The 12886-nt window shown below is 68.8% G+C and carries 11 protein-coding genes; 4 read left to right on the top strand and 7 right to left on the bottom strand.

Annotation, left to right across the window (positions count from 1 at the left end; translation table 11 throughout):
* Positions 1-311: 311 nt before the first annotated feature.
* Entirely contained in the window at positions 312-1031 is a 720-nt protein-coding gene (locus LOZ83_RS39570; RefSeq protein WP_255827054.1) for a helix-turn-helix domain-containing protein, read from the bottom strand.
* A gap of 123 nt (positions 1032-1154) precedes the next feature.
* Between LOZ83_RS39570 and LOZ83_RS39565 the strand changes: the two genes are divergently transcribed.
* Entirely contained in the window at positions 1155-1724 is a 570-nt protein-coding gene (locus LOZ83_RS39565) for a type 1 glutamine amidotransferase domain-containing protein (RefSeq protein ID WP_236797071.1), read from the top strand.
* Here LOZ83_RS39565 and LOZ83_RS39560 read toward each other — a convergent pair.
* Genes LOZ83_RS39560 through LOZ83_RS39540 form a run of 5 tightly spaced genes read right to left on the bottom strand, consistent with a single transcriptional unit; the run spans position 1721 to position 6946 of the window.
* Positions 1721-2548, bottom strand: coding sequence for a DUF72 domain-containing protein (locus LOZ83_RS39560; protein ID WP_374202774.1), 828 nt, complete (start codon positions 2546-2548; stop codon positions 1721-1723). The two genes, LOZ83_RS39565 and LOZ83_RS39560, sit on opposite strands and share 4 nt — an antisense overlap.
* A complete protein-coding gene (locus LOZ83_RS39555; RefSeq protein ID WP_236797069.1) occupies positions 2527-3285 on the bottom strand; it encodes a DUF4253 domain-containing protein in 759 nt (252 codons plus the stop codon). The genes LOZ83_RS39560 and LOZ83_RS39555 overlap by 22 nt, the downstream gene beginning before the upstream one ends.
* A gap of 41 nt (positions 3286-3326) precedes the next feature.
* Positions 3327-3881, bottom strand: coding sequence for a hypothetical protein (locus tag LOZ83_RS39550; RefSeq protein WP_236797068.1), 555 nt, complete (start codon positions 3879-3881; stop codon positions 3327-3329).
* A 39-nt stretch (positions 3882-3920) separates the two neighbouring features.
* Positions 3921-5573, bottom strand: coding sequence for a DNA repair helicase XPB (locus LOZ83_RS39545; RefSeq protein WP_236797067.1), 1653 nt, complete (start codon positions 5571-5573; stop codon positions 3921-3923).
* A gap of 8 nt (positions 5574-5581) precedes the next feature.
* A complete protein-coding gene (locus LOZ83_RS39540) occupies positions 5582-6946 on the bottom strand; it encodes an FAD-dependent monooxygenase (protein ID WP_236797066.1) in 1365 nt (454 codons plus the stop codon).
* A gap of 65 nt (positions 6947-7011) precedes the next feature.
* Here LOZ83_RS39540 and LOZ83_RS39535 point away from each other — a divergent pair, with 65 nt between their 5' ends.
* Positions 7012-7626, top strand: a complete 615-nt coding sequence (locus tag LOZ83_RS39535) for a TetR family transcriptional regulator (RefSeq protein WP_236797065.1) — start codon at positions 7012-7014, stop codon at positions 7624-7626.
* Between the two features lie 125 nt (positions 7627-7751).
* Here LOZ83_RS39535 and LOZ83_RS39530 read toward each other — a convergent pair whose 3' ends face one another.
* Entirely contained in the window at positions 7752-8711 is a 960-nt protein-coding gene (locus tag LOZ83_RS39530) for an ABC transporter substrate-binding protein (protein ID WP_236797064.1), read from the bottom strand.
* Between the two features lie 197 nt (positions 8712-8908).
* On the opposite strand from LOZ83_RS39530, the gene LOZ83_RS39525 reads away from it, so the two are divergent.
* Together LOZ83_RS39525 and LOZ83_RS39520 are read left to right on the top strand one after the other, a co-directional pair.
* On the top strand, positions 8909-11452 hold the full coding sequence (locus LOZ83_RS39525; RefSeq protein ID WP_236797063.1) for a nitrate- and nitrite sensing domain-containing protein: 2544 nt from the start codon (positions 8909-8911) through the stop codon (positions 11450-11452).
* Positions 11453-11872: 420 nt separating this feature from the next.
* Complete coding sequence (locus LOZ83_RS39520; RefSeq protein ID WP_236797062.1) at positions 11873-12886, top strand: ABC transporter substrate-binding protein; 1014 nt, start codon at positions 11873-11875, stop codon at positions 12884-12886.

Genomic DNA, 12886 nt, shown 5'->3' with positions numbered 1-12886 from the left:
ACACGCCGGTTGCATTCAGCGTTGGGATACCGGCCACCACTCGAAGCGCTCGACGAATGGTTCACCAAACACCAAGCAGCATGATACAGTCCGTTTGAGCCGCGTCCGAAATTTTCGGAGCACATCAGAAGAGTACCTTGACAAACCCTGCTTCCCGCAAGGGCGGCTTGGGATCGGGGTGGGGGAGGGAGTGGGCGGTGGCGGTGCTGGGTTTTGTTGCTGGGTGGCGGTTTTTGTGGTTTTTGGTGCTGGGTTGGCGTTTGGCGGTGGGTCTTGTGGGTTTTTGTTGCTGCGCTGGGACTTTTCCTTTGTCATTCTGGGTGTTGGGCTAGGTCGGACTCTATGGCGCGGGCGGTGCGGATCAGTTCTGGCACGTCTTCGTGTGCGGCGATGCCTGGTGTCAGCCCGCCACCGACCTCGATTGCGGTGATGACGTTGCCTTGCCGGTTGCGGATGGGGGCTGCGACACCACTATCCAACAGCGCCCAGCCTCGGGCCCGTACCTGCTTGAGTTCGTCGCGTAGTTCGGTCTGGTTGGGACGGATCCCGAGGCGGCGTTCGAGGTCATCGTCCGCCAAGGCGGCGAGCAGGACGAAGCCGGATGCACTGGTCCAGGCGCTCAAGCGGGTGCCGACGGTGGTGGCGTGTCGACGGAAACCGGCGACAACCGCCAACTGAAACACGTCTTCGCCATCGAGGACTGCGAGTGTGGTCGTCTCGCCGAGTGCGTGCGCCAGTGCTTGCAGGTGTGGCTGCGCGACCCCCGGTAAGGCGATTGTGGACAGGTACGCGAAGCCGAATTCAAGCGTGCGCGGGGTGAGGTGGTAGGCCTTGCCATCCGAGCGGACGTAACCGAGGTCCGCCAGCGTCAACAGTAAGCGCCGCGCGGTGGAGCCGTCCAGGGCAGTTTTCCTTGCTATTTCAGCAAGAGTCAACCCCGAACGAGAGTCGAACGCCAGGAGAACCGAGAAAGCCCGTGCCGCCGACCGGACGAAATGTGGGCCGCGGCGCACGGCTGGGGTGTCCGTCATCATCGAGGACCCTTCCGTCGCACCATGAAGATGTGCGCCTACCGACCATGGTACCGCCGATGTTTCGCGACTCCCGGCAAACGGGTATGCGCCGACTACACACAACGACAAGGAGAGTGCGGCGTGAACGAACTGACCGGAAAGCGCATCGCGTTCGTGGTGGCGCCCGAGGGAGCAGAGCAGATCGAGCTGACCGAGCCGTGGAAAGCCGTGCGGGAAGCAGGAGGCCAGCCGGAGCTGGTATCCACCTCACTGGGTGAAATCCAGGCGTTCAACCACCTCGATCGAGGCGACAAGTTCCCCGTCGACCGGGTGGTGACCGACGCCTCGCCGGACGACTACGACGGCCTCATTTTACCTGGTGGGGTGGCCAATCCGGACTTCCTCAGAACGGACCCGAACGCGGTCCGGTTCGTGAAGACGTTCTTCACTCAGCAGAAACCCGTCGCCGCCATCTGTCACGCATCGTGGACGCTCATCGAGGCGGACGTCGTACGTGGCCGGCGGATGACATCCTGGCCCAGCCTGCAGACCGACCTGCGCAACGCCGGCGCCGACTGGGTGGACCAGGAAGTGGTCGTGGACAGCGGTTTCGTGACGAGCCGCAACCCCAACGACCTCCCGGCGTTCTGCGGCAAGCTGGTCGAGGAGATCGCGGAGGGCAAGCATCGCGCCCAGGCGGCCAGCACCTAACCCGCCGCCATGATCCGCGCCAGGGCGATCGCATCGGCGGGAGCATGCGCTTCGGCATCGTTGTCGAAGTAGACGTACGCATCCCGGCGGTTCCCTTGCCAGGCGCGGATCCTCGTGGCCCACCGCCGCAGCGAACGCTCGCTGTACCCACTGGCGTACAGCACCTCGTCACCATGCAGTCGCACGTAGAGGAAGTCCGCGGTGACCTCCTCCAGCGTGATCCAGGTGCCGGCCGAATCGGCGACCACCGAGGCGATTCCGTTGTCCCGCAACAGGTTGACGTACTCCGCGCAGCGGAAGCTCGGATGCCGGACCTCGACCGCATGCCGCAGCGGCCGGTCACCGCCGGGGTCGGTATGGGCTTCGGCCTTGAGCTTGTCGTCGTGTTCCTTCGCGAGTTCGGCGGCTTCACGCGTCGAACGTGGGAGTAGCGCGAAGAAATCGGCGAAGCGCGCGGCATCGAATGCCAGCGCGGGCGGCAGTTGCCAGAGGATCGGCCCGAGCTTGGGCCCGAGCGCCAGCACACCGCTCGCGAAGAAGTTCGCCAGCGGGACCTTGACGTCGGACAGCCGCTTCATATGCGTGATGAACCGCCCGCCTTTCACCGCGAATACGAAGTCGTCGGGGGTCTCGGCGCACCACGCGCGATACCGCTCCGGCCGCTGTAGCGAGTAGAACGAACCGTTGATCTCGGCCGTGTTCATCCGCCGCGAGAGGTACTCCAGCTCGCGCCGTTGCGCCAAACCCCGCGGATAGAACGTGCCCCGCCACGGCGGGTACCGCCAGCCCGACGTCCCGATCCTCAGTCCCACGAGAACCGCCAGTGCCGCCGGTGCACGAGACTCGTCGCGTACTCGCGCAGGTTCCCGGGCTGGCCGGAGAAACTCCGCTCCGAGAAGGCGCGGTGCTCGGCCGCGACCACGAGCGCACGCCCCTGCAGGCGGGGCGGGGCGGCGACCGACAGCTCCAGCTCGTCGAAGCCCAGCACGATCAGCGTCGCGCCGAACCGGTCCTCCCAGCTGCGCAGTACCGCCGACACGGCCGCGACCTGGTCCGTGGACTTGATCATGCCTGTCCAGCCGAGCGCGGCCGGCACATCCGCGGGCCGCTCGACCGCGACCAGCCCGAGCCGGTACGTGCCGCGCCGCGCGAAGATCGAGCCGGTGTTGCCCGCCTCCGCGTACGGATCCACCCGCAGCTGCGATTTCCGTGCCAGGCCAGGGAAGTTCGCGCCATACGGGCGGAGGCAACCCGTGCCGCCCGCGCAGCAGAACGGATCCCACCAGCGCGCCAGCGTCTGGGCGACGTCGACCGCCTCGATCCGGTGCGTGGCCGGGGCCAGCCGGCCACGATCGTCCACCCAGTTCTCGCCCGTCGCCGCGAACCGTTCGTCGTGCGGGACCAGCACCGGCCACAGTCCCGTGCGCTCGAACGCGCCGATGCAGTCCCGGTAGCGGCCCGGCTCGGTCAGCGGCTCGTCGGACAGCCAGATCGGGCCGTGCCAGCGGCCCTTGGGCAGGTTCAGGCCCGGCAGCGTCTCGAATGAAGCGGCGGTGGTCATCGGTACCCCTCGCGGATAGGTTTCTCCAACGCGTCCGAACACTAGTTCGAGGGTACGACAGTTTCGGAGCGCCGCCGGCGGGCGGACCCGAGCAGCGCGAGGACCAGCAGCCAGCCCCCCGTCACGGCCGCGAAGAGGGGCAGCAACAGGAACAACAACCGCTGCCCGAACACGAGCGCCGCGACACCGCACAGCAGGCAGAAACCCGTGGTCAGCGGCAGTGCCGCCGGTCTGCGGACAGCCGCGAGCACGGGCAGTCCGCTCACCGCGACGGCGGCCAGACCGTACAGCGCCTGGAGGTCGCCGCTGGAGAACCACAGCGCGAACCAGACCAGGCCGGGCACCCCGCCCATCACGAAGACCACCCATAAGAGCTGCCGGGCCATCCGCTCGATCGTCTCCCGCTCCGCGCGCCGCGCGACGACGAACGTGCCCACCGCCAGCACGACCAGCGCGACGACCACACCGACGAGCAGTGCGGGGACGGCGCGCTGAAAACCGCTGGAGCCCAAGAACCGGGCACTACCGAGCCCGCTGATCACTCCCGCGATCAACGAGGTCACGTAAAGCACCGGCATCCGGCGTTGCCCGGTCACTCATCGGGAGTTCCACGCCGGGCGGAAAATCATGCGCTGCTAGCCGAAATCACCGGACAGGTACGCGTCCGCGTCGCGGATCGTGTAGGCGTAGCCCTGCTCCGCGAGGAAGCGCTGCCGGTGCGCGGCGTACTCGGCGTCGAGCGTGTCCCGCGCGACCACCGAGTAGAAGTGCGCCTGCCGCCCGTCACCCTTCGGCCGCAGGAGCCGGCCCAGCCGCTGCGCTTCCTCTTGCCGGGAGCCGAACGTGCCGGACACCTGGATCGCGACCGACGCCTCCGGCAGGTCGATCGAGAAATTCGCGACCTTCGACACGACGAGCCGCGCCAGCTCACCGCGCCGGAACGCGTCGAACAGCGCCTCGCGTTCCTTGTTCTTCGTCGAGCCCTGGATCACCGGCGCGTCCAGCTCCGCGCCCAGCTCCTCCAGTTGGTCGAGGTAGGCGCCGATGACCAGCGCCGGCTCGCCGGGATGTTTGTCCAAAATGGACCTGATCACCGCGGTCTTGGTGTGCGCGGTCGAGGCGAGCTTGTACTTCTCCTCCGCCTCCGCCGTCGCGTAGATCAGCCGCTCGTTGTCCGTCAGCGTCACCCGCACCTCGGTGCACTCGGCGGGCGCGATCCAGCCCTGCGCCTCGATATCGCGCCACGGCACGTCATACCGTTTCGGCCCGATCAGCGAGAACACGTCGCCCTCGCGCCCGTCCTCGCGCACCAGCGTCGCCGTCAGCCCGAGACGGCGGCGGGACTGCAGGTCCGCGGTCATCCGGAACACCGGCGCGGGCAGCAGGTGCACCTCGTCGTACACCACCAGGCCCCAGTCGCGCGTGTCGAACAGCTCCAGGTGCCGGTACTCGCCCTTGGTCTTGCGGGTGACCACCTGGTAAGTCGCGATCGTGACCGGCCGGATCTCCTTCTTCTCCCCGGAGTACTCGCCGATCTCGTCCTCGGTCAGCGACGTGCGGGCGACCAGCTCGCGCTTCCACTGCCGGCCGGCGACGGTGTTGGTCACCAGGATCAGCGTGGTCGCCTGCGCCTGTGCCATCGCGGCCGCGCCGACGAGTGTTTTGCCCGCGCCACAAGGAAGAACGACCACGCCCGAGCCGCCGGCCCAGAACGCGTCCGCCGCCTGGCGCTGGTAGTCGCGCAGCGCCCAGCCTTCCTCGTCGAGCGCGATCGGATGCGCCTCGCCGTCGACGTACCCCGCGAGATCCTCGGCCGGCCAGCCGACCTTGAGCAGCGCCTGCTTGAGCCGGCCCCGCTCCGACGGGTGCACCAGCACGGTGTCGTCGTCGAGGCGGGCGCCCAGCATCGGGCTGATCTTCTTGTTGCGCAGCACCTCTTCCAGCACCGCGCGGTCGGTCGTGGTCATCACCAGCCCGTGCGCCGGGTGGTTGGCGATCTGCAGCCGGCCGAACCGGCCCATCGTGTCCACGATGTCGATCAGCAGCGGCTGCGGCACCGGGAACCGTGAGTACGAGGTCAGCGCGTCCACGACCTGCTCGGCGTCGTGGCCCGCGGCGCGCGCGTTCCACAACGCCAGGGGGGTGACGCGGTAGGTGTGCACGTGCTCGGGCGCGCGCTCGAGCTCCGCGAACGGCGCGATCGCGATCCGGGCGTCGTCCGCCTGCCCGTGGTCGACCTCGAGCAGCACGGTCTTGTCGGACTGAACGATCAACGGGCCATCTGTCACGTACTCCTTTATACGGGCTGCCCGAACCACATGGTCATCGCCCGCGTGACCGGTCCCTCACCTGACCAGCACAGGACGCCGTCCGGCCGGATCAGCAACGCGTCGTAGTCCTCGTCGGCCTTCGCGTGCACCACGTCGACCCGATCCGCCCAACCGGACGGCCATTCGCGCTCGCCGAAGTCGAGCAGCAGGCCCCGCCCTGACCGCAGCAGAGCCGCGAGCCGCGTCGGGCCGTCAGCGGTGACCAGGTCGAAGTCCGGCACCCGCCCCGGCAGGTCGAGGCCCGACATCATCCCGGCGAGGTACCGATTGGTGTCGGGCAGGCGCAGCAGATCCGTGAAGATGTCGCGCAGCGCCAGCGCGTCCGGTTCGATGTTCGGGCTGGCGAACACCCGCTGGGCCGCGGTGTGATGCAGCACGCGGGCGGCGGGCGGATGACGCTCATCGTGGTAGCTGTCGAGCACGTCGACGTGGCCGTGGAGCTTCGCGGCGAGCTTCCAGCCGAGGTTCATCGCGTCCTGCACGCCGAGGTTGAGGCCCTGGCCGCCGAGCGGCGGATGGATGTGCGCGGCGTCCCCGGCGAAGAACACGCGACCGTGCCGGTACTGCTCCAGCTGGCGGGTGGCGTCGCCGAAGCGGGAGCTGTTGAACACCTCGGCCAGCCGCGTCTCCTCGCCGTAGATCGCGGTGAGCGCGGTCTGGATGTCACTCTCGGGTCCGAAGGTGAAGCGGTACCGGTCGCCGTCGATCGGCACGAGCATCCCCCAATGCTCGCCGGCCTGCCTGGTCAGCGTGCTGATGTGGCCGGCCTGCTTCGGCACCAGATCGGACACCGACGACAGCCGGATGTCGGCGAGCACCGCGCGGTAGGTGCCCTCGCGACCGGGGAACGGCACGCCGAGCAGCTTGCGGATCGTGCTGTGCGCGCCGTCGCAGGCCACGAGGTAGCGGGCCCGGATGGTGCGGGAACCAGCGGTGACGGTGACGCCTTCGTCGTCCTGGTCGACCCGCGTCACTTCCAGTCCACGCAGCACCTGAACTCCCGCGGCCCGCTCCAGCTCCTCCTCGACCATCCATTGTGGAATCGAGATGGGCTTGGGATGCCTTGTGCGCCAAGGCTTCGCGTCCAGCGGAACGGGCAGCAGGCCGAAGTGACCGCCTTCGGTGTCACGCGGCAGGGCGCGCGCCAGTATCGCGTCGAGCAGGCCGCGCATGTCCAGCAGCTCCGCCGTGCGGGCCTGGACCGCGCCGCCCTTGGTCTGCTCGATGCGTTCGGTCAGTCGTTCGACGACGGTCGTGCGTACCCCGGCCAGTGCCAGCTCGTGCGCCAGCGTCAGCCCGGTCGGGCCCGCTCCCGCGATGATGACGTCCATGACTTGCCCCTCTCAGTGCAAAAGTAGACTAAGTGCAAGATAGCACCTGGTGCTAATCTGGGGAAGTGAACTTGCGCGAGCGGAAGAAACTGCGGACCCACGAGGCGATCTCGAACGCGGCGATCGACCTGTTCATCGAGCACGGGTTCGACCAGGTGTCGATCACGCAGGTCGCGGAGGCGGCCGAGGTCTCGCGACGCACGTTGTTCACGTACTTCCCGGCCAAGGAGGACCTGGTCGTGCACCGTTTCGCCGACCACGAGACCGAAGCCGCCCGGATCGTGCGTGATCGCCCGGAGCCGCCGTTGGCCGCGCTGCGCGCGCATTTCCTCGACGCCCTGCGCGATCGCGACCCGATCACCGGCTTGTGTGATCTGCCGGGGGTGCTCGCGCTGTACCGGCTGATAGAGGGCACGCCCGCGCTGATGAACCGGCTGCTGGCCTTCAACGAGACCGGGGAGCGCGCCTTGGCGGAGGCCCTGGGCGAGAAGGCGCCGCTGACACCGTTGGTCGCGTCGCTCGCCGCGGCACAGATCACCGCCGTCCGCTGGCGGCTCGCCTTGACCAACAACGCCCGCATCGACGCGGGCTCAACCGCCGACGATCTCTACCCGACCGCGGTCGAGGAGGCCGAGCAGGCCTTCACACTCCTGACCGACGGCCTCGCCAGCGTGCTCTGACGCGCCGTGTTTGCCCGCCACGTCGGTGAGTTTGCCCGTCCGGTCAGTGAATTTGCGCCGCGCGTGGCCAATTCGGTGACGCGACGGGCAAACACGGCCGCGCGACGGGCGAACACGCCGGGGGGCTAGGGGGAGTTGGGGAGGAGCGAGGGGACGTCGAGGCGGTTGGCGAGCATGCCGGTGCTGTGCATCAGGTCGGCGACCCGCTGCAGCCGGACGCCGCTGAGTGACGTCGGGTACTGGCCGAGCGCGACCAGCGCCGCGGTGGTCTCGTCGATGCCCGCGAGCCTCGGCAGCGCCTGCCGGACCACGGACTGGTCCGCCGCCCGCTGCTGCGCGTCGGCGAGCACGCCGCGGAAGGCGGCCATCGTGTGCACGTTCGCCCGCGCGAACAACGCGGCGGCCGCGTAGGCCGAGACCGGGAAGTCCGTCGTCGCCCCGCGCGAGGAGTCCGCCAGCACCCGCGCGCCCAGGTCCTGCTGGGCCTTCGTGATGAACGGTTCGGTCATCAGCGCCGCGTCCGCCGAGCCGTCCCGCAGCGCCGCCGGCATGGCGGCATAGGACCGCGTCACGAACTTGATCTTCGCCGGATCGCCGCCCGCGGTGGCGAACATCGACCGCGCGGCGAGCGTGCCCAGGTCGTTTTCCTGGTCCACGGCGATCTTCGGCGCCTTCTTTCCCGCCAGGTCCGTGTAGGTCGAACTGGGCAGCGTGACCAGCGCCATCGTGTACGGCGCCGAGGTGTAAGCCTCACCTTGAAGTTGCAGTGGGGTGCCCCGTGCCGCGGTGGTGAACAGTGCGACGTCAGTGGCGAACGCCACATCGACGTTTCCGGCGGACAGTTCGTTGAGCGCCGTCAGCTGATCGGGTTCCTCGACGAGTTCGACGTGCAGCCCAGCCCGGGTGAACGAGCCGTCCGCGACCGCCATCCGCAGTGGCGCGGTGTCGATCGGGTTCCCCACGCCGACGCGGAGTTCCGCCCGCTCCAAGGCGGCGCCGGGCGCCGAGTGCCCATCGCCGAGGGGCGACTTGCACGCGGTCAGCAGCCCCATGGCCACCACCAGCAAGATCGCTACTCCACGCATTCGACCCCCCTGCCGAGCGAAGGAATTTCACGGTCGTGGGTGGAGCTTAGGATCCAGGCCCCATACGATCGCCGACGGATTGCACCGAGAGTAGAGACTGACTTGGCCCGCTCCCCGAACTAGTTCCTCTCTAGTAGGTTAGCGGCTCCGGGTTGGTAACGGTGCGTGTTCAACAAGGCAGCTAGCGAAGGAAGTCGATGGCCCGTCCGCGCAAGCGTCCCGATGGTGGCGACGCCCTGGAGCGGCGGCCTGAGATCCGGGTCGGCGGCCGGTGGCGGCTGCGGAACTGGCGCCTGCGCACGAAACTGATCGTCGTCGTGCTGATCCCGGCCATCAGCGTGCTGGCGCTGGTCGGGCTGAACGTCCGCCAGGATCTGGCGCACGCCCAGGAACTCGCGGAGCTGTCCGCGCGCGGACGCGTCGACACGGCCGTCAACGACGTGATCCACCAGTTGCAGCGCGAGCGCGATCTCAGTGTCCGGTTCGTCGCGACCGGCCGTGCGGGTGACCTGACCGAGTTGCGCGACCAGCGGGGCCGGGTGGATGCCGCGATCGGCACGGCCGGCAAGGAGTTCGACGCCGACCGGTCACGGCTGTCCGGCCAGGGCGCGACGGACATGCAGGCGACGATCGCGCGGCTCGACGTGCTGACCGGCCTGCGTTTCGCGACCGAGCATTCGAACCTGCCCGCCGACGCGACGGTGCGTTCCTACAGCGAGCTGATCTCCGGGATCCTCGACCTGTCCGACCAGTCGATCGCCGAGGTGACCGATCCGGACCTGGCCGGGCTGCGGCTCGCCGCGAGCGCGCTGGCCAGGGTCAAGGACCAGATGTCGGTCAAGCGCGCGCTGCTGGCCGAGGCGCTGCAAGAAGGCAGGCTCTCCACCGACGAGCTGCGCGCCCTGCTCGGCGCCGACGCGGAACTGTCCGCCGCGCGCAGCGACTTCCGCAAGTTCGCCAGCCCGGCCGAGCAGCGGATGTACGACGACACCGTGATCGGCCTGATCGTCGACACCGGCAACAACATGGTCGAGTCGGCGATCACCCGCGCCGAGATGGGACAGAACCTGTCCGGCCTCGACCCGCAGCAGTGGGACACGGCCGCGACCTACACGATCAACCTCGCCTACCGCGTGCAGCAGGCGGTGCAGGCCGAGACCCAGAGCAAGATCGACTCACTCGCCTCGGACGCCCGCCGGTCGGCGATCACGAACGCGGGCGTCGTGCTGGGCATGCTCGTCCTGTGCGCGGTGCTCGCGGTGATCATCGCGCGCTCGCTGCTGCGGCCGCTGCGCGCGCTGCGCCGGACCGCACTCGACGTCGCCGAGCACCGGCTGCCCGAAGCGGTGACGAACATCCTGGCCGACCCGCATCCCGAAGGCGCCGCGCGCCGGCGGGGGATCGACCCGGTGCCGGTGTTCAGCCGCGAGGAGCTCGGGCAGGTCGCCCGCGCGTTCGACGCCGTGCACGGGCAGGCCGTCCGGCTCGCCGGCGAGCAGGCGCTGCTGCGCGAGAACGTCAACGCGATGTTCGTGAACCTCTCGCGCCGCAGCCAGAACCTCGTCGAGCGGCAACTGTCCGTACTGGACCGGATGGAGGCGGGCGAGCAGGATTCCGAGACCCTCGGCGGACTGTTCGAACTGGACCATCTGGCCACCCGGATGCGCCGCAACAGCGAGAACCTGCTCGTGCTGTCCGGGCACGATCTCGGCGACGCGCGGACGGAACCGGTGGCGGCAGAGGAGATCATCGGCGCCGCACTGTCCGAAGTGGAGCATTACCAGCGGATCGAGCTGACCGCGGCGCCGGAGCTGGCGATCCGCGGCGAGGCGACCAGCGACCTCGTGCACGTGATCTCCGAACTGCTCGAGAACGCGACCCTGTACTCGCCCGCGGACCGCACCGTCACGGTCGTCAGCACGATCGCCGACGACGGTGCGTGGCAGGTGCACATCACCGACTCCGGCGCCGGCATGCCCGAACCGGAGATCCAGCGCGCCAACGCCCGGCTCGCCACGCCGCCGGAGGTCGACGTCGAGGTGTCGCGCCGGATGGGCCTGTTCGTCGTCGCGACCCTCGCCAAGCGGCACGACATCAGGGTGCGGCTCGGCTCGGCCGACAGCGGCGGGCTCGTCGCGACCGTCGTGGTGCCGGCCGCGCTCGTCGTCGAGCAGCCGCCGGCGCCCGAGCCCCTACCACTGGTCGTCGAGCCCGCGCCCGAACCGGCGCCGGAACCCGCCGCGCCTGTCCTCGACTCGCCGCTGGTGCTGCCCCCGGACGTGGCGCGGCGCGCGCCGGTGGAGGGCGAGCAGGGGCCGGACTGGCCGGCGGAGGACGACGACGAGGGCCGGTACCACCTCGATGACGACGCGCCGACCGAGCGGATGCCCGCGTACCAGGCCGTGCTGTCGCAGTGGTTCCACACCACCGGCGAGCACTGGCCGGTGCGCGGCGATGACGACGAGGCGCCCGAGCCCGCGTGGCCCGAGCCCGAGCCGGACGCGGTCCCCGAAGAAACCGCGGCACCCGTGGCCGTGGCGGAACCCGCCGGTCCGATCGGCGAGCGGCTCAACGGCTTCCGGCCCGCGCGGCACGCGCAGCCCGAGCCCGCCGACCTGCCGACGCTGCGGCTGGACCCGCAGTCCGTGCGCGGCCGGATGGCGCGGCTGCAGGACGGTTTCAACCGGGCCCGCGACGCGAGATCCAGCGTCCACCGGGACAAGGACTCGGCCGGCGAATAGTCGCCAAAAGGCCGAGCGACACCTAGGCTGATTCCCGGGTACGCGCCGGTGGCAATCCCAATGGGCCGAACGCCGTATCCATTTCGGGCTGTTCGCCGAATTTCCACCGTACGTATACCCCCCGTTCGGGTGAGCGCTTTTACGCCTGACTTATTACCCCGTCGGTGGTCTGGACCTCTGGTGGCGTGGAGCCGCTTCACCTCCGGGTACCTACCCCGGCGTTGGTTATGACCTATACCGGATCATGATCAAATCGCACTGTTGCAGTAACCAGGATTGCGATAGGTTGCGCCCGGGCTCGATCTCCGTGCGGTAATCACCCATTCGAACTGTGGATGGGATGCTTCCCATATCACGGGGGGTAGCCAACTTTCGACCTATCGATACGCCGCGTCAGGAGCGCCGTTAATGTCAATAGATGTGAGCAGTGCCACTCGCCGCCGGTTCCTCCGGCTTGCTCTGGGCGCCACCGTGGCCACACCGCTGGCCGCGACGGCCGGGTGCAGCGTCCTCAACGGCTCCAGCTCGAACGACTCCTCGGGCTCGAGCTCGTCGGGCGCGGTCGAGAAGAGCAAGATCACCATCGGGATCCTCACCAGCCAGGGCAGTGCCGGCGCCAAGCTCGCCGACAAGTTCGGCTACTTCAAGCAGCAGGGCCTCGACGTCACGATCAAGTCCATCACGGCGGGGCCGCAGGCCATCCCGGCACTGATCAACGGCGAGCTGGACTTCACCGTGATCAACTACGTGTCGTTCTACCAGGCCATCGCCGCGAAGACGCTGGACGCCAAGATCGTCGTCGACGGCGACACGGCGAACGAGAACTCCCAGCTCGTAGTCGCCAAGCCCGACTCGGGCATCAGCAGCGCGAAGGACCTGGTCGGCAAGAAGGTCGGCATCCAGGCCTCGAAGTCGGCCGCCGAGCTGCTCGTGCGCGCGACGCTGAAGGACAACGACGTCGACCCGAACTCGGTCACGTACCTGCCGATCACCTTCCCCAACATGCCGGCCGCGATCGTCAGCGGCCAGCTGGACGCGGGCGTCGAGGTCGAGCCGTACCTGACCACCGCTGAGCAGAAGCAGGGCCTGCAGCCGGTGCTGAAGATCGTCACCGGGTCCACCGCGAACATCCCGAACACCGGGTACATCGCGATGTCGAAGTTCATCGACGCCAACCCGAAGACGGTCGCCGCCTTCCAGCGCGCGATGATCCCGGCCCAGACCGACGCGGCGGACCGGTCGAAGATCTCGCAGGTGCTGCCCGAGCTGTCCGGCGTCGACCAGGCGACGGCCGCGCTGCTCAACCTCGACACCTTCCCGACCTCGAACAACGCCACCCAGCTGCAGCGGGTGATCACCCTGCTGCAGAACTACGGTGGGATGACGGCCCAGCTGAACGCGAGCGACTACCTCGTGCCGACGCCCAAAGCCTGA

This window comes from Amycolatopsis sp. GM8, from assembly GCF_021653975.1.
Taxonomy (GTDB): Bacteria; Actinomycetota; Actinomycetes; order Mycobacteriales; family Pseudonocardiaceae; genus Amycolatopsis_E.
This window is presented reverse-complemented; position numbering and strand designations above follow the sequence as displayed.

What these genes read in the sequence shown, in the direction of transcription:
- LOZ83_RS39570 (WP_255827054.1), bottom strand. Translation starts at nt 1,031, where the DNA reads ATGACGGACACCCCAGCCGTGCGCCGCGGCCCACATTTCGTCCGGTCG.
- LOZ83_RS39525 (WP_236797063.1), top strand. Translation starts at nt 8,909, where the DNA reads ATGGCCCGTCCGCGCAAGCGTCCCGATGGTGGCGACGCCCTGGAGCGG.
- LOZ83_RS39530 (WP_236797064.1), bottom strand. Translation starts at nt 8,711, where the DNA reads ATGCGTGGAGTAGCGATCTTGCTGGTGGTGGCCATGGGGCTGCTGACC.
- LOZ83_RS39540 (WP_236797066.1), bottom strand. Translation starts at nt 6,946, where the DNA reads ATGGACGTCATCATCGCGGGAGCGGGCCCGACCGGGCTGACGCTGGCG.
- LOZ83_RS39555 (WP_236797069.1), bottom strand. Translation starts at nt 3,285, where the DNA reads ATGACCACCGCCGCTTCATTCGAGACGCTGCCGGGCCTGAACCTGCCC.